The following is a 25489-nucleotide window of genomic DNA, read 5'->3' as shown; positions in this document are numbered from 1 at the left end:
ATTATTGAGATGATGAGAAAAAAAGTTATTATATATAAAGCGTTATTATATATAAAGAGTTATTATATATGTAGTTAGTATTAGAAAATTTAAGATAAGGAGTGGATAATGTGGTTACGTTTAAAAAAATGTGGGAAGATGCAGTTGTGATGATTTCAAAAGATGAAGTTAAAGATATTGACATAATAGAAAAATATAAAACAGGATTCGTTATTAGAGAAGAAGGTACTACTAAATTTGTGACAAAAGAAGATTTTGTAGACTTTTGGTGCAGAATGCTTTGTTTTAATGAGTTTTCAAAAGAAGAAGCTAATAAGCAGGATGCACTTAAATATGTATACAAGGTAATTAAAAACTTACCTTATATAAGTGAAAGTGCTGATGTACTAAAACTAGTTGACTAAACGTAGAAGTTATCGTATAGTTTGTTGAATAATGTAAAACAATAGTATATAATTTTAATAGGCTCATATTCTAAGAATATGAGCCTATTATATTATGCGTTAAAGAGGGAGATAGAATATGAACTTATTAAATATTAACCCTAAAGATATAATTTTTGCATTAGATATAGGTACACGTTCTATTATTGGAACTGTTGGAATTATAAAGGAGAAAAAATTTCAAGTTATTAGTGAAAAATATCTTGAGCATGATGAAAGGGCCATGATAGATGGACAAATTCATGATATTAATTTAGTTGCCAATACAGTAAGCAAGGTAAAAAAAGATTTAGAACAAGAACTTAATTTAACTTTAGAGGAAGTAGCTATTGCAGCGGCTGGTAGATTCTTGAGAACAACAGAAGTAAAAGTAGAGATAGATATGGATGAAGATAAAGAAATTGATAAAGAAATTATCAGGAGCTTAGAACTTACTGCAGTAAAAAATGCTGAAGAAGAAGTCAATAAACAAACTAAAGGGAAATTATATTGTGTAGGGTATAGCGTGAAAAATTATTATTTAAATGGATATATTATATCTAATTTACTTTCTCAAAAAGGTGACAAAATTTCAGCGGATGTTATTGTAACTTTTCTTCCAAGAGCGGTAGTAGATAGTCTTTATTCTGTAATGAATAAGGTTAATTTAAATATAAATAGTTTAACTTTAGAGCCTATTGCAGCTATGGAAGCTGCTGTTCCTAAAAAATTAAGACTCCTTAATTTAGCTTTAGTGGATGTAGGTGCAGGTACTTCGGATATAGCTATAAGCAGCAATAATGCCATTAGTGCATATGGTATGGTGCCTATGGCAGGTGATGAGATTACCGAATGTATAGTACAGAATTATTTAGTGGATTTTAACACTGCGGAAGTAATAAAAAAACAATGTACAAAGCAAGAAAGTATAAAATACATAGATATTTTAGGAATTGAAAACGAAATTTCAGCAGAAGAGATTATTAAAACAATGAATCCTGTTACTCAAAAAATATGTGAAGAAATAGCTAATAGAATCATAGAATTAAATGGTGGTAAATCCCCTAATGCAGTATTTTTAGTTGGAGGAGGAGCGCATACACCTAATTTTAAAGAATATTTAGCTGAAAAATTAAACTTATCTCCTCAAAGGATAGGTATAAAAGATAGAGAATCTGTTATTGATTGTACAAGCCCTAACAATGATTTAGGAAGCATAGGCGTAACTGTTCTGGGTATTGCTCTTGTAAGAATAAAGCAGTCAGGAAATGATTTCATTGATGTTATTTTAAACAAAGAAGTAATTAGTCTTTTTAATTCTCATAACCATACAGTTATGGATGTTATGATACAAGCAGGAATTAATCATAAGGTTCTTATAGGAAAGAATGGTAAGAATATTAGATTTGAATTAAATGGTATAAAGAGAGTTGCTTTTGGTTCCCTTGGAAAAGGAGCAATTATAAAGGTTAATGATAAAGACGCAAGTATAGATACAGAAATAAAAGAAGGAGATAAGATTGAAGTAACTTTTGCAAAGGATGGTAGGGATGCATCTCCTAAATTAATCGAATATGTAAAAAAAATAAATTCTATAAGTTTTTATTTGGATGATATAATTGAAAATTTAGAACCGGTAGGATTTATAAATAATAAAAGTACAGATATGGAAGAACATATAAAAGAAGGAGATAAGGTTGAAATTATTTTTCCTTCTACATTAGGTGAATATATAAAATATTTCAATGAAGATAATAATGAATATAAATATTATTTAAAAGATAAAGAACTAACAAAGGATTATGCAATAAAAGAAGGAGATAGAATATATAAAGAAAAAGTTGAATATATAGATAAAGATGAGGAGAACATTATTAATAAGAATAATGATGAATTGAGTATAGATACTTTAAAGCAAGCGGAAAATAATACAAAAGATATTGAAGTCCAAGACAGAGAATTTGAGGAAATCAAAGTTATTGTGAATGATAAACCTGTAATTTTAACAGGGAAGAATAGTTATGTATTTGTAGATATATTTTCAAAAATCGAATTTGATTTATCAACTCCAAAGGGGAATTTGGTCCTTACATTAAATGATGAAAATGCAGGATATTATGACCAATTAAAAGAAGGAGATATTATAAAAATATTTTGGGAGAAAAAATAATATTAAAAATGGGGGCAAAATAAATGAATTTTTTTGAAATGGCTAAGGAAATACAAGATGAATTAATTTCAATAAGAAGAGATTTTCATATGTATCCAGAGTTGGATTTTGATTTAAAAAGAACAGTGGGGCAAATAAAAGAAGTTTTAGAAAAAGAAGGTATAGAATATATTGAAACTTCAAAGAATGGAATTTGTGGTATTATAAGAGGAACTGGAGAAAGAACAATAGCCATAAGAGCAGATATGGATGCTCTTCCTATGGATGAGAAAAGAAATTGTGAATATTCTTCTAAAATTGAAGGAAGAATGCATGCTTGTGGTCATGATGTACATACAACTGTGCTTTTAGGGGTAGCAAAAGTTTTAAATAAAATTAAGGATAAATTAAATGGAAATGTCAAATTACTTTTTGAACCTGCAGAAGAGACTACGGGTGGAGCGATACACATGATACAAGAAGAAGTACTAGAAAATCCTAAGGTAGATGCAGTAATAGGTCTGCATGTAGAACCTAATATACAGGTTGGTAAAATAGGAATAAAGAGAGATGTAGTTAATGCAGCTTCAAATCCATTTAACATTAAAATAATGGGAAAGGGAGGACATGGTGCGTATCCACATAGTACAATTGACCCTATTGCTATAAGTGCAAATGTTATTACTGCAATTCAATCTATAGTCAGCAGAGAAATTCAACCAACCAATCCAGCTGTGATAACTATTGGTTCAATACATGGAGGTACAACTCAAAATATAATACCAGATGAAGTGAAAATTTCAGGTATTATTAGAACTATGACATTGGAAGATAGAGAATATACGAAAAGAAGAATTGTTGAAGTTACCAAAGGAATAGTAGAATCTATGAGAGGAAGTTGTGAGATAGACATACAGGAGAGTTACCCTTGTTTGTATAATGATGATACTATGGTAGATATATTAAAGAATTCTGCACAAAATACTTTAGGAAGTGAAAATATAGTTATGCTTCAAAAACCAACTATGGGAGTTGAAAGCTTTGCATACTTTTCATTACAAATACCTTCTGTTTTTTATTATTTAGGTACAGGTAATAAAGAGAAAGATACAATGCATCCACTTCACAGCAGTTTTTTTGATGTAGATGAAGAGTGTATTCCTGTTGGAGTTGCTGTAAACTGTGAAACAGTAATAAATTTTTTAAATAATGTTAACAATGGTTAATTGTCCATTGTAAATTGTACTTTGTTAGTATATAATTTTTAATGTTGCGTCGAAAAATGTTGGTATTTTAAGTAGTATGATGCGATATTACGGAGGTAGAAAATGAGAATAGAAATAGGAACAAATGAAGCAGGACAAAGAATAGATAAATTTGCTAGAAAATGGTTAAATGATGTACCTTTAGGAGCAATATTTAAAGGACTCAGAAAGGGAGATTTAAGAGTTAATGGAAAAAAAGTAAAACAAAATTATTTTCTTGAAGAAGGAGATATTGTTGAAGCTAAATATATGACTTCTAATACAAAACCGAAAACAAAGGAAGAAAAGTTTCAAGATGTAGATTATAGTGGCATGAAGATTACATATGAAGATGAGAATATGGTTATTGTAGAGAAATGGCCAGGAGTTTTGGTGCATTCAGATAAAAAAAATGGAGAACCTACATTAACTGATTATGTACTTTCTTACTTACATGAAAAAGAAGAATATATACCTGAAAAAGAAGTTACTTTTACTCCAGCTCCATGTAACAGATTAGATAGAAATACTTCAGGTTTAGTTATATTTGGTAAAAATTATCAAAGCTTAAAGCTTTTGAACGAGATGATAAGAGAAAGAAAGATAAAGAAATATTACAATGCGTTGGTTAAAGGAAAGATTAAAGAAGGGCACTATGAAGCATATATTTCTAAAGATCAAGATAACAATTTGTCTAAAATTTTTGAGACTGAAAAATCTAATACAAAAAAAATTGCTATGGAAGTTAAGGTTTTAGATACTGTAGGAAGTTACTCTTTTTTAGAACTTGATTTAATAACAGGAAGAAGTCATCAATTAAGAGCACATTTAGCTTATTTAAAAAATCCTATTATTGGTGATGATAAGTACGGAAACAAGAAGTTAAATAGTTTCTTCAACAATAGATATGGATTATATTATCAATTCTTATATGCTTATAAATTAGTTTTTAAAGATTGTCCAAAGGAACTAGCTTATATGGAAAATAAGACTATTGTAGAAACGATGCCGCCAATCTTTAAGAGAGTAAAAAGAGACGTATTAAAATTTTAGTTAAAAGTTGAGAGTTTGAAAATGAAGAAAGTATGATATTAGTGAGTAACTATCCACTTTCAATTATCAACTCTCAACTGTTTTATAGGGGAGTTTTATCATTATGAAAAAACAGTCAACCACTAAGGGTTTTGCTATATTGTCAGCTGCAGGTATGATTGTAAAAGTATTATCTTTACTATACATACCTTTTTTGGCGAGGATTATAGGTGAAGAAGGATGGGGAATATATTCCTCTGCTTATAAAATTTATGCGTTTGTATATGTACTTACTAACTCAGGTATACCTATTGCTGTATCTAAATCAGTATCAGAATTTATGGCACTAAAGCGATATGAAGACGCAGTGAAAAGCTTTAAAATTGCTCGGATGTTGATGCTAATTATAGGTACACTTATGGCTGTATTAATGTTTGTACTTGCAAGACCACTTGCTGCAGCTACTAGTAGTACAAGTTCAACACTTTCAATTATGGCTTTAGCACCAACCATTTTTTTAACATCTATAGTATCTACATATAGAGGATATTTTCAAGGAAGAGGAAACATGACTCCTACTGCAGTATCACAGGTTATAGAGCAAATCTTAAATACAATTTTTACTTTGGTTTTTGCAGCAATGCTTTTGAAATACGGTGTAGAAGCAGCTTGTGCAGGTGGAACAATTGGTACGGCAATAGGATCTCTAGGAGCTGTTATTTACTTAATAATAGTTTATGAAAAAAAGAAGAAGATTATTGTACCCAAAGGATATAGGGAGATTGACCACAATAAACATACTAATAAACAAATACTTAAGAAAATAATTCACTATGGATTACCAATAGTAATTTGTGTAGGGCTTCAAAATGCAGGAGATCTTGTGGATTTGGCTATAGTTAAAAGTAGACTTATACATGCTGTAGGGTATAGTCAAAGCTTAACTGATACTAAGTTTGGAGTATTTACCAAATATAGAGCACTTTTAGGAGTACCTATAGCTTTAGTTTCAGCTCTATCAGCGTCAGTACTTCCTTCTTTAGCAGGAGCTTTTGCGTTAAAGGATAAAAAGAGCTTACAAAATAAGATAAATTATACTTTTAGATTATGCTTATTAGTAGCAGTACCATCTGCTGTAGGACTATCAGTATTAAGTCATCCTATTTTTAAAATGATTTTTCCAGCATTTGAAGAAGGATGGAAGCTTATGTTTTTAGGGTCAGTAGTGTTGGTGTTAACTGCTCTTGTTCAAATTCAAATGACAATACTTCAAAGTATAAATAAACTATATTTATCTACGTTTTTTATGATACTTGGTGTTATGGGAAAAATAGTAACTAATTATTTGTTAGTAGGTATACCACAACTTAATATTACAGGTGCTGTATTCGGAAATATGGTGTGCTTTGCAATTCCATTAGGACTTAACTATATTTTTATAAATAAGTCATTGAAAATCAAATTGAATATGTTTACTCATGGTTTAAAGCCATTAATGGCTTCTGTATTGATGGGAGTAATGGCATATGGTACATATTTAGGATTAACTACTGTACTTAATAAATTTGTTACTGGATATCTAAATAATGCTATTTCTTGCATTATATCAATTGGGATAGGTGTATTTACATATATGTATGGATTGGTTTTAACAGGTGGAATAACTGAACAGGACTTAGGAGTTTTGCCAGCTAGAATAAAAAGATTTTTACCTAAAATGATTATAAATAAAATAAGGAAATAGAGAAAGTGTAGGTTTATCCTAAACTTTCTCTTTTTATTTTCTTATTAATGAATGAGGAGCAATAAAAGAAGAATAAAAAACCAAAAAAGATGAGTGAAATTGTTTTAAATTTAAAATATGTGTTTGGAATTACAATATTAAAAATGTTTAATACAAAATAAACTAAAAGACTTATCATCATATCTAAAAAGAAATTTTCTAAAGAAAGATTTATATAGCATTTCTTTTTTATTTCATATAGATTCATAATTAAGCTAGTTAAAGAAGTTATAGTTAGGCTAAGACCATAGCCTAAAATATTTATACTAGGTATAGAGGTTAGTACAAATAATAGTATAACTTCTTCTACAGATACAATTATAGAATTTCTAAGGAGAATACCCTGTTTTCCAAGTCCATTTAATATACTGAAGGTTGTGGCTGATATATAGGAAAATGGAGCTGAAAGTGCAGCAAACTTTATATAAATTGTCAAATCATTTCTTGCAAAAAATAGTTTGCCAAGAGCATTTGGCATGCTAAAACAAATAATTAAAGTTGACATTCCAAGTAAAAAGGATATTCTTAAAACTTGATTTATTCTTTCTTCCAGATTAATAAAGTCCTTTTTTTCAATACTTTCTGCAATATCAGGAATTAATACTATAGACATAGACATAACGACGACAAGAGGAAAAAATATTATGCTTAAAGCCATTCCAGAAAACTTTCCTATCATTGCTAGTGCGGTACTATGTGTAAAACCTGCTAGTAAAAGTCGGCGAGGCAATATTAAGGTGGAAACAGTGGAGAGTGCTGTTGATAAAAAACCATTAACACATAAAGGTACTGCCATAATTAAAACATTGAATAGCAATTGAGCTGTGCCTTCTGAAGCAGAGCGAGTATTTGCCAAAGAAAAGTCTTTATGCTTATTCAATCTATAGAAAGTATATAAAAACATAAAACTTATAAATTCTCCGGCTGCTAGAGCACCATATACAACTGATACAGTATTTTCAATATTTTTAAAAGCAATAAGTTTTATTGCAAAAATAGTCACAACTATCCTTACAGCTTTTTCAACAATATCAATTATAGCTGGTATACTTACTTTAGATGTTCCATAAAAGTATCCTTTTATTATTGAGGATAAAGCCACACAAATTAAAGCTGGACATATAAAAATAAGGCTTTGCAAGCTTCTACTATCTTTTATAATGCTGATACTTATGTATTTAGAATTAATAAAAACAAATATTACAATAAGAAAAGACCAAATAAAGTCAAAGATTAATGTAACATGGATGGATTTATGTATGCTAGTATAATCTTTTTTGCTTTCATATGAAGAGGATTCTTTAGATAAAGCAGTCATCATACCTCCACATACAAGACAAGAAAATAAATCGTATATTGGCATAATTAAAGCATATAGCCCCATACCTTCAGCACCTAATTCTCTAGATAAAATTATAGAAAATACAAATTTTAATACACCAGTTGTTGAATTTGAAATTGTTAATAATATAGAGTTTCTCAGGAATTTATCTTTTTTCATAAATAGTAACCTCACAGAATTAATAACATTAATAATTATGTGAGGTTAAGATATTATATTCTATATTTTTAACTAATAGATTTTTTGAGGATGTAGATGTAGTTAATAATTAAGTATATAAATCTTGAGTAGGGTTATATTAAAATCCTATGTTGCAGATAATATATTAAAGAATTAGCTAAGAATTAATAAAAAGAAGGGATTATATATGAGAGTTAGACTTGGTTATGTTGCAATTGCATTAAAGCTTCCTAAAGTAACGTCTTCAAGTAATGTAACTTTTAAGACATATTCAAAACTAAATTCAAAAGAAGAGAAGCTGAATAAGTTAAAAAAGGTGACATTATCAAATTTAGATGATCTGTATAAAATATTACAATATAATATTGAAAATGATATACATTTTTATAGAGTAACGTCTGCATTAATTCCATTAGCTACACATCCAGAGGTTAATGATTGGCACTACAGAAATATATTCAAAAAAGATTTTGAAAGAATAGGAAATATAATTAAAGAACACAAAATGAGAATAGATACTCATCCTAATGAGTTCAATGTTATTAATAGCATGAAAGAAAATGTTGTGGAAAATACAAAGCGAAATTTATGGATTCACGTACATTTATTTGAAGACATGAATTATAAACTAGGTAAAATGATAATACATATAGGAAGTGGTCAGGGCGGAAAAGAGGAAGCTATTAATAGATTCATAAATAATTTTAATAACTATCCAAAAGAAATAACAGAAAAAATAATTCTAGAAAATGATGATAAAACTTTTACAGCAGAAGATGTATTAAGAATTTGCAAAGAAGTTAATATACCTATGGTTTTAGATGTCCATCACTATGTATGTAATAATGATGGTGAATCTCTACAATCTATATTGGGTGATATTTTTGATACATGGAATGAAGATATACTTCCACCTAAAGTTCATTTCTCAAGTCCTAAGGAGGGAGAAAAAGATAGAAAACATGCAGATTATATTAATGTGTATGATTTTATACAGTTTATTGAAAAGTGTAAGATATTTAATAAAGATTTAGATGTAATGATTGAAGCAAAGAAGAAAGATCTGGCTCTTTATAAATTAGTAAATGATATTAAAAATATTAGAGAAGATTGGAAATGGATAGATGAAACTACATTTGAAGTATAATAAAAAGAAAAGTGCAAAGCACTTTTCTTCTTCTATTGTCCATTTGCTTTTAGTACATTAGCTTGATGAGACGTATTTATTACAGGATTTGCATGGCCTTTACTGTTATAGAAATACATATCTAAATGTCCAGTTAAGCCATTATCGTAGATATCAGTAGTACCATGTGGCATTCCAGTTACACTTACAGCAAGTTGATGGTATTTACCACCTTGAGTAAAGCATAAAACCATTGGTTTTTTGTTATACCATGACCAAGTAGAAAATACTTTTTGTAGTTTAGCTGTATCATCTTTTGTAAGTGTAACTATATCTGCATGGTTGGAGCCGCCATAATATTTAACATTAAATGTTATCCCTGTTTGTAAATCTCTAAGAACAGCGGGTTGTCCAACTGTAAAGACTCTTCTTGCATTTTGCCAGTCATATAAGTCACCATAAGTATCAGTTGGTCTCTTTCTTATCATTGTAATACCTACAGGAGAAACTATTTCAGTGGAATTTACAGGTACAGTTAAAATTTGACCAGGCATTAACTTATTAGAGGCAAGCATATTGCTTTTTATTATGGCATCCATGGAAGTGTTATGTTTTTCAGCGATTGTCCATAAATTATCTCCTGACATTACAGTATAATTCACAGTTTTAACGGATGGTTGTGAAATTATATTATTATCAGAAGAAGTACCTGGAACAATCAGGATTTGTCCAATATAAAGAGCATCACTAGTTAAGTTGTTAAATTGTTTAATTTGATCAACAGTTGTTCCATATTTAGTTGCTAGCCCCCATAAAGTATCTCCAGAAACTACTGTATGTTCTGAATAATCAGTTTCAATTTTTAAAACTTGTCCAATATAAAGAGCATCACTAGTTAAGTTGTTGATTTGCTTAATTTTATCAACTGTTGTTTCATATTTAGTTCCTAGTCCCCATAGAGTATCACCAGAAACTACTGTATGCATTAAATAAGGAGTTTCTACTTTTAAAACTTGTCCAACATAAATATAGCTATTTTCGCTAAGAGTATTTAATGACATTATTTCAGAAGATGTAGTCTTGTATTCTTGAGCGATTTTCCATAAAGAATCTCCGCTTTTTACAGTGTGATCTACTGTAGCAGCTTTAGCAGTCGAAGCAGCTCCTAATAAAAATAATCCTGTAAGAATTGCTGCAAGTTTTCTTGATTTCATGAAATATTCCTCCTTTGTAAATTAAGCCTTAAGTACTTTATCGATGAAAATGAAGAGTTTCTAATTAGTGGATTGGAGGAGGAAAAACCAAAATGTAGTTAGTTTGCAGCAAATAATAGAGGAAGACATAAGTTACTGGTAACTTATGTCTTCCTCTATTATAGTGTTTAAGCATTTGCGCTATTTTCAATTTTTATATCATCTTTTTTCCTAATACCGTCTATTATAACTGCACAAGAGGCATCCCCTACTATATTTACAGAAGTTCTCATCATATCAAAAATTCTATCTACACCAAATAATATTGGTAATCCTTCAGTAGGTATACCAGCAGCAATTAGAACTGCAACAACTAATAATGAAGGTCCTGGTACACCAGCTTGACCTATAGAACCTATAGTAGCAGTGAATATAATTGCTATATATTGAGGCATACCTAAATCTATACCAAATAATTGAGCAAAGAAGCAAGTTGCTAATGCATAGTAAATAGCATTACCATCCATGTTGATAGTTGCACCTAATGGAAGTACAAAGGATGTAGTTTCGTTTGATACTCCAAGTTCTTCTTCACATATTTCTTTATTAAGTGGAAGAGTAGCCATTGAAGATGCTGTAGATAGTGCAAATAATTGAGCTTTGTATATTTTTTTAAAGAATTTTAATGGAGATACATTTGAGAATAATTTAACTGCTGTTCCATAAACTCCATAAGCATGAATAAGTAAAACTATAATATTTGCAACTAAAAGTTTACCAAGAAGCATTCCAATTATCTTCCATCCAAAGTTACCTGTAGCATCAGCCATCAATGCAAATACTCCTAGTGGAGCTACATACATAACCTTTGTTATTACAAATACAAGAGCATCAGTTACTCCATTGAAGAAACCAAGCACTATCTTTTTATTTTCACCTTTCAAGGATGAAACACCAAATCCGAAGAATAAACTAAAGAATAATATTGCAAGAATATTATTTCCATCAGCTAAGGTAGCAAATGGATTTACAGGAATAATTCCCTTTATAGTTTCCCAAAAACCAGGAATAGTACCCTTATCAGCATATTCAAGTGAAAACATTGATTGAACAGTTTCTTTAGGTATTCCAGCACCTGGTTTCACTAATTCACCAAAGATTAAACCTAAAGATACAGCTATTGCTGTAGTTGCTAAATAGTAAGCAAATGTTGATATTCCCATTTTACCTGCTGACTTAGAGTCTCCTATAGAAGCTGCTCCTGATACAATAGAAGCGGCAACTAATGGAATAACTACCATTTTAATAAGCTGCATAAAGATGTCTCCAAGTGGAGCAAACATAGCTGCTTCTTTTCCCATTTTAAGACCAACAATAATACCTAATATCATCGAAATAATAATCCAAAAACCTAAGTTTGATAAAAGTCCTTTTTCTTTTTTAGGCATCTAATATTTCCCTCCTAACAAAAATCAAATAATAAAATTTTAAAAAACTAATTATATTTTAATGTAAATTGTTAAGAAAATCAACAGAATAATAATAAAATAGATAATAAAAAGAGAAAATTAATAATAAATTATCAAAAATATATTTGGGAATAAATTATTTATCATTTAAAATAAGAATAAATGTATATAATATGAAGGGGTGAAAATATGAGTATGTTAAAGTGTGTGATTTGTGGAATGAATGTAAACGAAAAAAATTTTAATTTAAATAGCTATGCATTTATAGACGGAAATAAAAAAAGTTATATTAGATATTGTCCGTTTTGTGGGGTTAATGAAATTTATCTTCAAGAAGATGGAAAAGTATATAGTGTAGATGTAAATACATTAGATTCTAATACAATAAAAATATTAGATCATGCTATGAAGCTTGAAGTATTTAATGGAGATTTTTATGTTGAAGCTTCAAAGCTTGTGAAGAATGAAAATCTAAAAAAAGAGTTTTTAGATTTAAGTAGAATTGAATATATGCATGCAAATGTACACAAAAGACTAGGAGGGTTTAAAGAACTTTCAGAGCTTCACAAACCTGATTATACGAAGTATAAAAAGGATGAGGAGTTTTTAGAAATTGCAAAAAAACGAGAAGAGCATGCAGTGGCTTTTTATAATAAGTATTCCAAGGTAGTATACAGTGAAATTGTAAGAAAGACCTTAAATGCTTTGTCAGAAGTGGAGAAAGAACATATAATTTTAATTGAAACTAAATAACAAAAATATTTATACATATCCTCTTGTTTAAAAAAATATATTTTAGACAAGAGAAATTTTTTTGGAGGTAATATGAAAAAGTTTTTAAAGGCATTATTAATAATTGTTATTTTTAGTTTTGCAATAGTATTTCTAAAAAAACACTATTTAAAAGATTATAATATTGTTTTAAAAGATAATAATATGGAATGGAACTTAAAATATAAAGGATTAAAGGATGCTATTGACTTTACAATAGATAGTAAAGGGGATTATTATATATGTTATAAAACAAAAATACAATATATAGATAAGGATGGAAAAAGTTTCAATATATTTGCAGATAAAAATATGAATATAAGCAGTATAGAGTATTATAAAGAAAAGTTGTATTTTTCTAGCAATTGCTGTGTTTATTATTTTGATTTACATAGTAAAGAATGTAAAGAAATAATTAGTAATTTACCTAACTTTGGAGATTATAAAGACAGTATTCTAAAAGTGAATGGGGACTATCTATATATAACCATAGGAGCAGCTACAAATTCAGGAGTGGTTGGAGAAGATAATGAATGGTTAAAGAATAACCCATATAACCATGATGTTTCACCTCATAAGATTGTATTAAGAGGTATAAATTTTGCCAATGGAAAAAACGGGGCATTTGTGAATTATGGTACAAAAAATATTGAAGGTCAGATTATATCGGGACATTTTCCGGGAAATGCTTCTATAATGATGTATAATTTAGAAACTGGTGATTCAACTACTTATGCTTGGGGAATAAGGAATATAAAAGGTTTAGACTTTGACAGTAGAGAAAGGATGATAGCTTCTGTTGGGGGAATGGAAGATAGAGGACTTAGACCAGTTAAAGGAGATACAGATTATATTTATGTTATAAAACCTAAAAGTTGGTATGGATGGCCAGATTATAGTGGCGGAGATCCGATAAATTCACCTAAATTTAAAGGTGCTAATAATAAAACTGTTTCATTTATACTAGACAATCACACTACAACTAATCCAGCAGCACCACTATATGTGCATAATAGTTTGGCAACATTAAAGAGTATTGCTATAGATAAAGAAGGGGGCTTAGGGGAAGCTGATAGCATATATTTTTATGATGAAAAAGATAAAAAATTATGGTATCTTAATGAAAAAGGAGTAATGAATGAAAAGTTGAAATTTAATAATGAAAGTAAAATTTCTAGTATTAAATATATAAAAAATCAAATTATAATATTAGATTGTAATCAAGGTAATTTATATAGTTTAGGTTTAAAAGAAAAAAATGAAGTGTCTATAAATAAAAAACCAATTATCTACTTTTTATTGATATCTATTCTAATAGTAATAATTAGCATGTTAAAGATGTTAGTAGACAGCTGGCATAAAGGTGAAAATAACTAGAGTGAAATGGGGAAAAAAGCATGAAAAAAAAGATAGAAGCAACTTATGGGAAAGCACTAAAAAGTGTTCTGTTTGTTGTAAATCCTATAAAAAAACTTATTATAAATACTCATTGTATGGCTCATAAGTATATAACTAATAAAGCTATTGACATATTAAAAAATGAAGGGCATTTGCAGCAATATAATCATTATCAAAAATATATAAAAGAATTAAATGAGGGAGTTACTTGGGCAGATCAGGATTTTAAAAGTTCAGGGCATTTTTATCATTTTAGTAAGGAAAAAGGTTTATATGGATGTACTAATGCATTAGATGAATGTAAAAAATATTACAATAAAGCTAATACTTATCTTGAACTTGGAGATATAAAAAAATCAATGTTTTACTTGGGAGCAGCATGTCATTTAATACAAGATACAACTGTGCCTCAACATGTAAATAATAAACTTTTAAAGCATCACAGAAAATTTGAACTATGGATAATAAAAAAAATTGCAATGGGACATCATTTTGAGGTTAAAAATGGAATTAAAACTTGTGAAAGTGTCGATGAATATATAAAGAACAATGCTTTAACGGCTAATAATACCTATTTAAAATATATAAATACAAAAGATATAGACGAAAGGTATATGAAAATTGCTTCTAGCATTATACAGGAAGCTCAAATTACAACAGCAGGTTTTATGTTGGATTTTTATGAAACGTTAAAAGAAAAGACTGAATGTTAAATTTAATATAAGAAAATATATAAGTTTATGTAGGAAAAAAATATTTCTTCCATATAATGGAGGGAATATTTTTTTTATGTAGAAATTTATATAAAGTATTTTAAATATTATAGTTTAAGATCATTACGAAAAGGGGGGCAGAAATATGAGAGAAGAAATTCTAATTAATCTTCAAAATGAAAGATTTTCAGGCAATATACTAGATATAGGATTTTATAATCATGGTATAGTTTATAATATATATAAATTAAATAATAAAGATTTCAAGATAGAATATATAAATGGAAATGATAGCATCAGCAATGTTGAGGAAAGTTGTTATGATAGTTGCGTGATGTTTTTATCTTTTAGTAGTATAATGTTTAAAATAAGAAGGAAAGCTTTATTAGAAGAAATCAATAAATATTTAAAGGTAGATGGTTATATATATATTTGGGATATAGAGAAAAGCTATGGGAAAATCTTTGATAATAAAATAAAAGTTTTAATGCCTCATAGAAAAATTAAAGAGTTATATATAAAAGATTATAATATTTTTAAGGAGACATCGCAAAAAAGTACTTTAGAACTTTTTAGAATATATTTTGATATAATATATTCTAAAAGTTTAAATAATATATATTGCATAAAAGCACAGAAGAAAAGGAGAAGAGAAAATGAAAGTGACTTTGGTAGCAGTTAATTCAAAATTTATACATTCAAATTTAGCGGTAAGATATTTAAAAGCTTACACTGAAGATTTAGAGTATGAATGTAATATAAGAGAGTTTTCTATAAATGATAGAGTAGAAAGAATAGTTGAAGAAATTATAAAAGAAAATCCAGATATGATAGCTTTTTCATGTTACATATGGAATATTGAGTTTGTTAAAGCTTTAGCTAATCTTATAAAAATTATTAACAATGATATCGAAATAATTTATGGTGGGCCAGAAGTAAGTTTTAATGGAGAAGAATTTTTAGAAAATAATGTGGGAGAATATTTAATACAAGGAGAAGGAGAAAATACTTATAGAGAATTGATTTTATGGAAATCATATAAGCATAAACTTGAACAAGAAAGTAAAAACATAAAGGAAAATGAGAAAGTATTAGAGTTAGATCATATTAGAGGTTTGTATTACAAAATAGATGGAGAAGTTTATTATGGAGGAAATAGAAATAACATGTATATAGATGATGTTATTTTTCCATATACTGAAGAGGATGATTTAAGTAATAAAATAGTATATTACGAAGCATCAAGAGGATGCCCATTTGGATGTAAATATTGTCTTTCTTCTGTAGATAGAAAGGTTAGACTTAGAGATATTGAAAAAGTTAAGTCAGAATTGAAATTTTTAATAGATAAGAAAGTAAGGCTTGTTAAATTTGTAGATAGAACTTTTAATTGTAATGAAAATTTTGCTGTGAGTATTTGGAAATTTTTAATTGAACAAGACACAGAAACAAAATTTCACTTTGAAATTTCTGCTGATCTTTTAACAGAAAATGAATTGAAAGTTTTAAGTAAGGCGCCTAAAGGCAGAATTCAATTTGAGGTAGGTGTTCAAACTACAAATAATAATGTATTAAAAAACATAAATAGACATGTAAACTTTAAAAATATTAGAGAAAAGGTGGAAGAAGTAAAGAATTTAAAAAATATAAGTCAACATTTAGATCTTATAGCAGGATTGCCAGGAGAAGATTTTGAGTCTTTTAGAAGATCTTTTAATGATGTGTATCTTATGGAGCCAGAAGAGCTGCAATTAGGATTTTTAAAACTTTTAAAAGGTTCACCTATGAGGATAGAAGCGGATAAATGGGGTATGAAATATTCACCATATCCACCTTATGAGATACTTGAGACTAATCATATAAGTTATGATGAACTATTAAAATTAAAGAAAGTTGAAGCTGTAGTGGATAAATATTATAATTCACAAAAGTTCAATACAATTTTAAAATATTTTATGTTGAAATTTAGTAATCCTTTTGAGTTCTATTATAGTTTAGGACGTTTCTTTGAGGAAAAAGGATATTTCCAAAGAAATATATCAGCAGTAGATTATTACAAGGTATTTCTAGAGTTTAATTGTGAAAAGCTAAAGGAGAGTAATTTAATATTAAAAGAAATTGTTAAATATGATTATCTTATGTTTAATAAAAAAAGGGGAATACCAGAGTTTTTAAGAGGTGAAACTGATAAAAAAGAAAATAAAGAGATTAAGACCAAGGTGATGGATAGCCATTTTAACTTTGAAAAAAATAAGTTCCATGTTGAAAAGTTTAATATCAATGTGATACACTTTATAGAAACAAATGAAGTTTTGAAAAAAAATATATATTTGGCGTATGATGAAAAAGATTACAAGAATATACAGAATGTAACTGATATAATACACTAAAAATGATAATAAATTTTTCAAAAATTAAAAAATAGTAATAAAAGGTGTATTTGCTAGGAAAATGGTGATAATTATCGAAAAATTATTTAATTTTTTGAAATATAACAATTTTAAATATTGAAATTTGTTATATAACAGTATTATAATAAGTTATAGCTAAGGTGTTATAAATACTATATTAAGTATTAGTGATACTACATTAAGTGTTGCTAATACTATATTAAGTATTAGTTTTTATAATTTATCAAGTTAGTTTAAATTACAAACTATTTAAAAGGTGGTGATATCTTGGCCATAGAAGCAATTAAAGAAATTAAGTCTACAGAAGAAAAGGCATTTGAAATTGTTAAAAACGCTCAAAATGAAAGTAATAAGATTACTAAGGATGCAGAGATTAAAGCTTTAAATGAATATAAAAGAGTTTTATCTGAGGCTAAATTAGAATCAAAAAAAGTTATTGACACAGCTGTAGAAGACTCAAAAAAGAAAGCAACACCCATACTAGAAGAAGGCAAAAAAGAAACAGAAAGTATTAGGAACATTTCTAAGGAAAGACTTAATAAGGCAGTGAATTTAGTAATTGAGAGGATAGTGAATATAAATGGCAATAGTTAAAATGAATAAATTCACATTATTTGCCTTTGAAAATGAAAAGGAAGTCTTACTCGAGAATCTACAGAAATTTGAAGGAGTACAATTTGTTGACCTTCAACCTAGGCTGGAAAATGAAGAGCTAAGCTTTCTAAAAAGTGCTACAAGGGATAAGGAGATTCTGCAAAGTGAGAATGAATTGTCCAAAATAAAATTTTGTTTAGATTTTTTAAAACCTTATATGGAGAAAGAGAGTGGAATTGAAGCACTTAAAAAAGGCAAAAAAATTATTAGCTTTGATGAATTAGAGCAACAAGTTAAGAATATAAATTGGATATCAATTTATGAAGAGTTAAAAGAAAAAGAGGAAAAACAAAATTCTTTTAGCAATGAGAGAACAAAAATTGAAGCTGAAATAGAAACTTTATTACCTTGGAGTAATTTTGATTGTTCTCTTGATCAAGTAAAAAATCTAAAATATACTTCGTGTTTTCTAGGTACTATACCAACTAATTTAAAAGATTCTTTTACCGAAGAATTTGAAAAGGAATTAGATTATTCATATTTAGAATTTATAAATGAGGGTAAAGATGAAGTATATCTTTTAGCAATAGTAATTAAAAAATTACATGATAAGGGTATTGAAATACTTAAGAAATATGGATTCACTAAAGTAAGTTTTAATTATGATGAAAGTCCTGACAACATAATTAAAAGTTATAAAAATAGAATTAAACAGATAGAGAATGAAAAAGAGAAAATTGAAAAAAGTCTTAAGAATCTAAATGACTATCAAGAAAAACTCCAACTAGTTTATGAGTATTATTCTAATAAACTAGATAGAGCTAAGGCGAGTTCGAACTTTATAAGGACAAACAATATAATAGCAATTCAAGGATGGAATACTACATTATCAAATGAAGAATTTGAAGAAACTATTAAGGAAGTAGTTAAAGAAAATTACTATTTAGAATTTGAAGAAGCTAAAGAAGGGGATAAAGTACCAATATTATTAAAAAATAATGGATTTGTAGAGCCTTTTGAAAGCATAACAGAAATGTATTCTCTACCAAATTATAAAGAGGTAGATCCAACTCCTATAATGTCTGTATTCTATTTTATATTTTTCGGCATGATGTTATCCGATGCGGGATATGGAATAGTTATGGTAGTTGGAACAGCGTTAGCATTAAAGTTCTTTAAATTACAAAAGGGTACAAAAAACTTTATGAAGTTATTTTTATACCTAGGAATATCAACAACTGTTTGGGGTGCTATATACGGAGGATGGTTTGGGGATGCTCCAGAAAAATTTTTAGGAACACCTGCACCACGTCTATTGAATCCATCTAGTGACATAATGAAGATATTTAGTCTTGCTATAGTATTGGGTGTTATTCATATCTTAATAGGACTTGGAATGAAGGCTTATGTGTTGATAAGAGATAAGAAATATCTTGATGCAGTTTTTGATGTAGGACTTTGGTATGTGTCATTAGCAGGAATTTTTATGATTTATAAAGGACTACCAGCAGGTAAGATAGTAATGATAATTGGTTTTGTTGGATTGGTTTTAACACAGGGAAGAGATGCTGAAACAATTGGTGGTAAAATAGGCGGAGGAATTTATGGCTTATATGGGATTACTGGATATATAGGAGATATAGTATCTTATTCAAGACTTTTAGCGTTAGGACTTGCAACAGGATTTATAGCCAATGCATTTAACCTTATGATAAACTTAATACCGGCAGGAATTCCAAGAATTATAGCAGGAATAATTATATTCTTGGTTGGGCACTTATTTAACTTAGGAATTAATGCATTAGGTTCTTATGTGCATACAAGTAGATTACAGTACTTAGAGTTTTTTAATAAGTTCTATGAGGGCGGAGGAAAAAAATTTACTCCATTCAAGTCTACAAATAAATTTGTGAATATTACAAATAAAAAAGTAAATGTTAATTAATAATAAATAAAATATAATTTTTATAATTATAAAATACTACTTTAAATATTTTAAATATTTTTATACTTTCAATATTTAAAATATTTAAAATAATAACTAAATTATAGGAGGAATCGTAAATGAATACTGTTATGGATTTTATGGTACAAAATGGAGGATTATTATTTGCACTATTAGGTGCTGGACTTGCTACATTATTACCTGGAATAGGTTCAGCAAAAGGTATAGGTATAGTTGGTGAAGCGGCTACAGGAGTAGTTACAGAAGACCCAGATAAATTTGGTAAAGCACTTATCCTTGAATTATTACCAGGTACTCAAGGTTTATATGGATTCGTTACAGGAATACTTATTCTTACTAGAATAGGAATGATAGGTGGAACTACACCAGAACTTGGAAGTGGATTTTTCTACTTTTTAGCAGCACTTCCTATAGCATTTACAGGTTGGAAATCAGCAATATCACAAGCAAAAACTGCAGCAGCAGGTATGACTATTTTAGCTAAAAAACCAGATCACGTAATGAAAGGTGTATTATTCTCAGTAATGGTTGAAACATATGCATTATTAGGATTCGTTGCATCATTATTGATGATATTCAACATAAAATAAAAAGGTTAGGATGTGGATAGGCATGTCTAGTATCAATAATTTGACATCGAAAATAATAGAAGATGCAAATAATACTGCTAAGGGACTTATTGAAGAAGCTAAAAATACAGAAAAAAGTTTAATAAATAAAAAAATAGCAGAAGGTGAAGCAGAGAAAAAAATAATGGTTTCAAAAGCTGAATCTGAGGCGAAAACTAGAGCAGAAAGAATTATATCTAATGCTCATCTACAAGTTAGAAATATGAAATTAAGTGCAAAGGGAGAAGTTTTAGATAACACTTTTAATATAGCACTAGAAAAATTAAATAAAATTTCTAAGGAAAAGCTTTTGAAGTTTATGATGGAGAGTATTTTATCACTAGATATAGATGGCGATGAGAAAATAATAGTTGGAGAAAATAATAATGCAGTAACTCCTGAATTTATAAAAGAATTAAATAAGGCATTAATAGCTGAAGGTAAAAAAGGAGAATTAAAATTAAGTTCTGAAAAAAGAGATATAAAAGGTGGTTATATCTTAGCTAAGAATGGTATTGAAATAAATAATACTTTTGAAGCTTTGATTATGTCTTTAAGAGATGAGCTTGAGGCCGAAGTTATAAGTGCATTGTTTAACTAAAGGAGGATGGCTTAATGAGTAACATAAAGTATGTTCAGGCTGTACCAAGAATCAGAGCGTTAGAAAATAAGCTCCTTGACAAAGCCAAGATAGAAAGAATGATAGATGGGAATTCTGCAGAAGAAACCTTTAAAATACTTCAAGAAACTGAATATGGCACATTAATGACTAATGTGAAAAGACCAGAAGATTATGAAATAGTGTTAAGTGAAGAACTTAAAAGAGTATACTCATTTATGTATGAAGTATCTCCTGATGAAAATTTAATAGATACTATGAGTATAAGATATGATTATCATAATATCAAAGTACTTTTGAAGGGAAAGGCTTTAAATAAAGATTTAAGTTATCTTCTAATTCCAGTAGGAACAGTGGCTGTTGATGACATGAAAATGTATATTTCAATGGAGGATTATAGGGAGTTGACTCCTATAATGAAGGAAGCAATACAAAAATCAGAAACAAGTTTTGGGGAACATAAAGATCCTCAACAGATAGATATAATCTTAGATGAATATATGTATAAAGATATGCTTTTTAGAGCTGAAGTTTTAGGTGAGCCATACTTATTAGAATTTTTAAAAATGAATATTGATTTAATAAATCTAAAAACTTTACTTAGAGTAAAAAAACAAAAAAAATCTAGAAAGTTTTTAGACAGTGTCTTAATAGAAGGCGGTAAACTGGAAAGAGAAACTTTACTTGATATGTTAAATGGATCTAATGAAAATATTGTAAGCAGCTTACAGTATACTGATTATAATGAAATTATGAGATTAGGAATGGAGGAATACATACAAACAGGCAAATTTAATGTGCTAGAAAAACTTTCTGACAATTTCATAATGAATTTTATAAAAGATTCAAAATATATTAGTTTTGGAATAGAACCGTTACTTGCCTATATCTTCGCTAAAGAAAATGAAATAAAAATTGTTAGGATTATAATGGTTGGAAAGCTTAACAATATTGCTGGAGATGTTATAAGAGAAAGGCTGCGTGATATTTATGTATAAGATAGGTGTTGTTGGGGATAAAGATTCAATTCTTGCATTTAAAGCAATTGGCATTGATGTATATCCAGTTGTGGAAGCAGAAGAAGCCCAAAAAACTATTGATAGAATGGCTATGGATAAATATGCAGTTATATTTGTTACTGAGCAAGTTGCTAAAGATATTGAAGAAACAATTGAACGATATAATAGACAAACACTTCCAGCTGTTATATTGATTCCAAGTAATCAAGGTTCGCTTAATATTGGTATGCAGAGAATAAGAGACAATGTAGAAAAAGCTGTAGGAGTTAATATTTTATAAGGAAGGTAGGTAGGTAACTTGAAGAGCGGAAGAATTATCAAAGTATCAGGACCTTTGGTTATAGCTGAAGGCATGGATGAAGCTAATATCTATGACGTTGTTAAAGTTGGTAATAAGCGTCTTATAGGTGAAATAATTGAAATGAGAGGCGATAAAGCTTCTATTCAAGTATACGAAGAAACTTCAGGTCTTGGACCTGGTGACCCTGTTGTTACAACAGGAGAACCTTTAAGTGTAGAGCTTGGTCCTGGACTTATAGAATCAATGTTTGACGGAATTCAAAGACCACTAGATGCCATAATGGAAAAGGCAGGAAGTTTTTTAACAAAAGGTGTGGAAGTATTACCATTAAACAGAGAAAAAAAATGGCACTTTATACCTACAATTAATGTGGGAGATGAAGTGAAATCAGGATACATTATAGGAACCGTACAAGAAACTACTGTTGTAAACCATAAAATAATAGTACCTTATGGAGTAGAAGGAAAGATAAAATCAATTTCTGAAGGAGACTATACAGTAGAAGAAACTGTTGCAGAAGTAGAAACAGCAAATGGAATAAAAAAGCTTACTTTAATGCAAAAATGGCCTGTTAGACGTGGTAGACCATATGCTGAAAAATTAAATCCAGCTGCACCAATGGTTACAGGTCAAAGAATAGTAGATACATTTTTCCCAGTTGCAAAGGGTGGTGCCGCTTGCGTACCAGGACCTTTCGGAAGTGGTAAAACAGTAGTTCAGCATCAGCTTGCTAAATGGGGAGATGCAGAGATAGTTGTATATATAGGTTGTGGAGAACGTGGAAATGAGATGACTGACGTTCTTAATGAGTTCCCAGAACTTAAAGACCCTAAAACTGGTGAAACTCTAATGAAGAGAACAGTACTTATAGCCAATACTTCAAACATGCCAGTTGCAGCTCGTGAAGCCTCAATATATACTGGTATAACAATTGCAGAATATTTTAGAGACATGGGATATTCAGTAGCTCTTATGGCTGATTCAACATCACGTTGGGCAGAAGCACTTAGAGAAATGTCAGGAAGACTTGAAGAAATGCCTGGTGATGAAGGTTATCCAGCGTATTTGGGATCAAGACTTGCAGATTTCTATGAAAGAGCAGGTAAGGTTATATGTCTTGGAGAAGATGGAAGAGAAGGTGCACTTACAGCTATCGGTGCAGTATCACCTCCAGGAGGAGATTTGTCTGAACCAGTAACACAGGCAACTTTAAGAATAGTTAAGGTGTTCTGGGGACTTGATGCACAGCTTGCATATAGAAGACATTTCCCAGCAATTAACTGGTTAAATTCGTATTCTCTATATCTTGAAAAAATAGGTGCATGGATGAATGAAAATGTTTCAGAAGAATGGGTTGAGTTAAGAACAAGAGCTATGACTTTACTTCAAGAGGAAGCAAATCTTCAAGAAATAGTTAGACTTGTTGGTATCGACGCTCTTTCTGAGAAAGATAGATTAAAACTAGAAGTTGCAAAATCTATAAGAGAAGATTATTTAATGCAAAATGCTTTCCATGATGTTGATACTTATGCTTCATTAGATAAACAGTACAAAATGCTAAAGCTTGTTCTTGCCTTTGGAGATGAAGCAGAACGTGCATTAAAAGCAGGAGTTTATTTAAAGAAAATTATAGATATGGAAGAAATGAGAGATAAAATAGCAAGAGCAAAATATATTCAAGAAACTGAATTAGAAAAAATTGAACAAATAAGAGTAGAATTGAACAAGGCAATGGATAAGCTGATAGCGGAAGAAGGTGTTGCAAATGCTTAAAGAATATAAAACAGTTACAGAAGTTGTTGGACCTTTAATGGTAGTTGATGGGGTTAAAGGTGTAAATTACGGAGAACTTGTTGAAATTGAACTTCAAACTGGTGAAATAAGACATGGAAACGTACTTGAAATTAATCAAGATAAAGCTGTAGTTCAGTTATTTGAAGGGTCTTCTGGTATCAACTTAAAAGAAACAAAGGCTAGATTCCTTGGAAGACCTCTTGAAATAGGGGTTTCAGAGGATATGCTTGGAAGGGTCTTTGATGGACTTGGAAGACCAAAGGATGGGGGACCAAAAATACTTCCTGATAAAAAACTTGATATTAACGGTGAACCTTTAAATCCTTTTGCAAGAGACTATCCTTCAGAGTTTATTCAAACAGGTGTTTCTGCAATAGATGGACTTAATACTTTAGTTAGAGGACAAAAACTTCCAGTGTTCTCAGGATCAGGTCTTCCACATGCTGAACTTGCGGCACAAATAGCGAGACAGGCAAAAGTTTTAAAATCAGAATCTAAATTTGCCGTTGTTTTTGCAGCTGTTGGTATTACATTTGAAGAAGCTCAATTCTTCGTAGAAGACTTTACAAGAACTGGAGCGATCGATAGAACGGTTTTATTTATGAATCTTGCATCAGATCCAGCTGTTGAACGTATAGCAACTCCTAGAATGGCACTTACTACAGCTGAATACTTAGCTTATGAAAGAGGAATGCACGTACTTGTAATAATGACTGATATTACAAACTATTGTGAAGCTCTTCGTGAGGTTTCAGCAGCTAGAAAAGAAGTTCCAGGTAGACGTGGATATCCAGGATATCTATATACTGACCTTTCTACTTTATATGAAAGAGCAGGAAGAATAAAAGGAAAAGAAGGTTCAATAACACAAATACCAATCCTTACAATGCCTGAAGATGATAAAACTCACCCGATTCCTGACCTTACAGGATACATAACAGAGGGACAGATTATATTATCAAGAGAGCTTTATAAAAAAGGAATAATGCCTCCAATAGATGTATTACCATCACTTTCAAGACTTAAAGATAAGGGTATTGGTAAAGAAAAAACTAGAGAAGACCATGCAGATACAATGAACCAATTGTTCTCAGCTTATGCACAAGGTAAACAGGCAAAAGAGCTTGCAGTAATCCTTGGAGAATCTGCATTATCAGATACAGATAAAGCTTATGCAAAATTTGCTGATTCTTTTGAAAAAGAATATGTAGCACAAGGTTTTGAAACAAATAGAAGTATTGAAGAGACATTAAACTTGGGATGGAAACTACTTAAGATACTTCCAAGAACAGAGCTTAAGAGAATTAGAGATGAATACTTAGATAAATATTTAGATGAAAAAGAAGGTGAGTAAC

Annotated in this window: 22 protein-coding genes; 19 read left to right on the top strand and 3 right to left on the bottom strand. The window is 29.4% G+C overall.

Features of this window, described 5'->3' with window-relative positions:
- Positions 1-110: 110 nt before the first annotated feature.
- From OXH55_RS09510 to OXH55_RS09490, 5 genes are all read left to right on the top strand, one after another.
- Complete coding sequence (locus OXH55_RS09510; RefSeq protein WP_268049704.1) at positions 111-404, top strand: hypothetical protein; 294 nt, start codon at positions 111-113, stop codon at positions 402-404.
- A gap of 118 nt (positions 405-522) precedes the next feature.
- On the top strand, positions 523-2592 hold the full coding sequence (locus tag OXH55_RS09505) for a cell division protein FtsA (protein ID WP_268049703.1): 2070 nt from the start codon (positions 523-525) through the stop codon (positions 2590-2592).
- 23 nt (positions 2593-2615) lie between these two features.
- On the top strand, positions 2616-3797 hold the full coding sequence (locus OXH55_RS09500) for a M20 metallopeptidase family protein (protein ID WP_268049702.1): 1182 nt from the start codon (positions 2616-2618) through the stop codon (positions 3795-3797).
- A gap of 102 nt (positions 3798-3899) precedes the next feature.
- A complete protein-coding gene (locus OXH55_RS09495; protein ID WP_268049701.1) occupies positions 3900-4868 on the top strand; it encodes an RluA family pseudouridine synthase in 969 nt (322 codons plus the stop codon).
- A 103-nt stretch (positions 4869-4971) separates the two neighbouring features.
- Complete coding sequence (locus tag OXH55_RS09490; RefSeq protein WP_268049700.1) at positions 4972-6591, top strand: putative polysaccharide biosynthesis protein; 1620 nt, start codon at positions 4972-4974, stop codon at positions 6589-6591.
- 13 nt (positions 6592-6604) lie between these two features.
- Here the strand turns inward: OXH55_RS09490 and spoVB are convergent, their stop codons facing one another.
- A complete protein-coding gene (gene spoVB / locus OXH55_RS09485) occupies positions 6605-8131 on the bottom strand; it encodes a stage V sporulation protein B (RefSeq protein WP_268049699.1) in 1527 nt (508 codons plus the stop codon).
- Positions 8132-8339: 208 nt separating this feature from the next.
- On the opposite strand from spoVB, the gene uvsE reads away from it, so the two are divergent.
- Entirely contained in the window at positions 8340-9299 is a 960-nt protein-coding gene (uvsE, locus tag OXH55_RS09480) for a UV DNA damage repair endonuclease UvsE (RefSeq protein WP_268049698.1), read from the top strand.
- 32 nt (positions 9300-9331) lie between these two features.
- On the opposite strand, the gene OXH55_RS09475 is transcribed toward uvsE, so the two are convergent.
- Together OXH55_RS09475 and OXH55_RS09470 are read right to left on the bottom strand one after the other, a co-directional pair.
- Positions 9332-10492 (bottom strand): LysM peptidoglycan-binding domain-containing protein, encoded by a 1161-nt coding sequence (locus OXH55_RS09475; protein WP_268049697.1) that lies wholly within the window; start codon positions 10490-10492, stop codon positions 9332-9334.
- Positions 10493-10659: 167 nt separating this feature from the next.
- Positions 10660-11919 (bottom strand): dicarboxylate/amino acid:cation symporter, encoded by a 1260-nt coding sequence (locus OXH55_RS09470; RefSeq protein WP_268049696.1) that lies wholly within the window; start codon positions 11917-11919, stop codon positions 10660-10662.
- Positions 11920-12129: 210 nt separating this feature from the next.
- On the opposite strand from OXH55_RS09470, the gene OXH55_RS09465 reads away from it, so the two are divergent.
- The 13 genes from OXH55_RS09465 (at position 12130) to OXH55_RS09405 (ending at position 25488) form a co-directional block, all read left to right on the top strand.
- On the top strand, positions 12130-12693 hold the full coding sequence (locus OXH55_RS09465) for a ferritin family protein (protein ID WP_268049695.1): 564 nt from the start codon (positions 12130-12132) through the stop codon (positions 12691-12693).
- 72 nt (positions 12694-12765) lie between these two features.
- Positions 12766-14088: a PQQ-dependent sugar dehydrogenase family protein gene (locus OXH55_RS09460; protein ID WP_268049694.1), complete on the top strand. Its 1323-nt coding sequence runs from the start codon at positions 12766-12768 to the stop codon at positions 14086-14088.
- Positions 14089-14108: 20 nt separating this feature from the next.
- Complete coding sequence (locus OXH55_RS09455; RefSeq protein ID WP_268049693.1) at positions 14109-14822, top strand: zinc dependent phospholipase C family protein; 714 nt, start codon at positions 14109-14111, stop codon at positions 14820-14822.
- Between the two features lie 145 nt (positions 14823-14967).
- Positions 14968-15504, top strand: a complete 537-nt coding sequence (locus OXH55_RS09450) for a class I SAM-dependent methyltransferase (protein WP_268049692.1) — start codon at positions 14968-14970, stop codon at positions 15502-15504.
- Positions 15479-17212 carry a B12-binding domain-containing radical SAM protein gene (locus tag OXH55_RS09445; protein WP_268049691.1) on the top strand — a complete coding sequence of 578 codons (1734 nt, stop codon included), beginning with the start codon at positions 15479-15481 and terminating at the stop codon, positions 17210-17212. Before OXH55_RS09450 ends, OXH55_RS09445 begins: the two co-directional genes overlap by 26 nt.
- 288 nt (positions 17213-17500) lie before the next feature.
- Complete coding sequence (locus OXH55_RS09440) at positions 17501-17827, top strand: ATPase (RefSeq protein WP_268049690.1); 327 nt, start codon at positions 17501-17503, stop codon at positions 17825-17827.
- Complete coding sequence (locus OXH55_RS09435) at positions 17814-19772, top strand: V-type ATP synthase subunit I (RefSeq protein ID WP_268049689.1); 1959 nt, start codon at positions 17814-17816, stop codon at positions 19770-19772. Before OXH55_RS09440 ends, OXH55_RS09435 begins: the two co-directional genes overlap by 14 nt.
- A gap of 119 nt (positions 19773-19891) precedes the next feature.
- On the top strand, positions 19892-20383 hold the full coding sequence (locus tag OXH55_RS09430; RefSeq protein ID WP_268049688.1) for a V-type ATP synthase subunit K: 492 nt from the start codon (positions 19892-19894) through the stop codon (positions 20381-20383).
- Positions 20384-20405: 22 nt separating this feature from the next.
- Positions 20406-21002, top strand: a complete 597-nt coding sequence (locus tag OXH55_RS09425; protein WP_268049687.1) for a V-type ATP synthase subunit E — start codon at positions 20406-20408, stop codon at positions 21000-21002.
- Positions 21003-21016: 14 nt separating this feature from the next.
- A complete protein-coding gene (locus OXH55_RS09420; protein ID WP_268049686.1) occupies positions 21017-22018 on the top strand; it encodes a V-type ATP synthase subunit C in 1002 nt (333 codons plus the stop codon).
- Positions 22005-22319 carry a V-type ATP synthase subunit F gene (locus tag OXH55_RS09415; RefSeq protein ID WP_268050069.1) on the top strand — a complete coding sequence of 105 codons (315 nt, stop codon included), beginning with the start codon at positions 22005-22007 and terminating at the stop codon, positions 22317-22319. Before OXH55_RS09420 ends, OXH55_RS09415 begins: the two co-directional genes overlap by 14 nt.
- A gap of 18 nt (positions 22320-22337) precedes the next feature.
- Positions 22338-24113, top strand: a complete 1776-nt coding sequence (locus tag OXH55_RS09410; RefSeq protein WP_268049685.1) for a V-type ATP synthase subunit A — start codon at positions 22338-22340, stop codon at positions 24111-24113.
- Complete coding sequence (locus tag OXH55_RS09405; protein ID WP_268049684.1) at positions 24106-25488, top strand: V-type ATP synthase subunit B; 1383 nt, start codon at positions 24106-24108, stop codon at positions 25486-25488. The genes OXH55_RS09410 and OXH55_RS09405 overlap by 8 nt, the downstream gene beginning before the upstream one ends.
- The last annotated feature ends 1 nt before the right edge of the window (position 25489 follow it).

This window comes from Clostridium ganghwense (assembly GCF_026735165.1).
Classification (GTDB): Bacteria; Bacillota; Clostridia; order Clostridiales; family Clostridiaceae; genus Clostridium_H; species Clostridium_H ganghwense.
The sequence above is the reverse complement of the archived record's forward strand: the minus strand, read 5'-3'. Positions and strand labels throughout refer to the sequence as shown.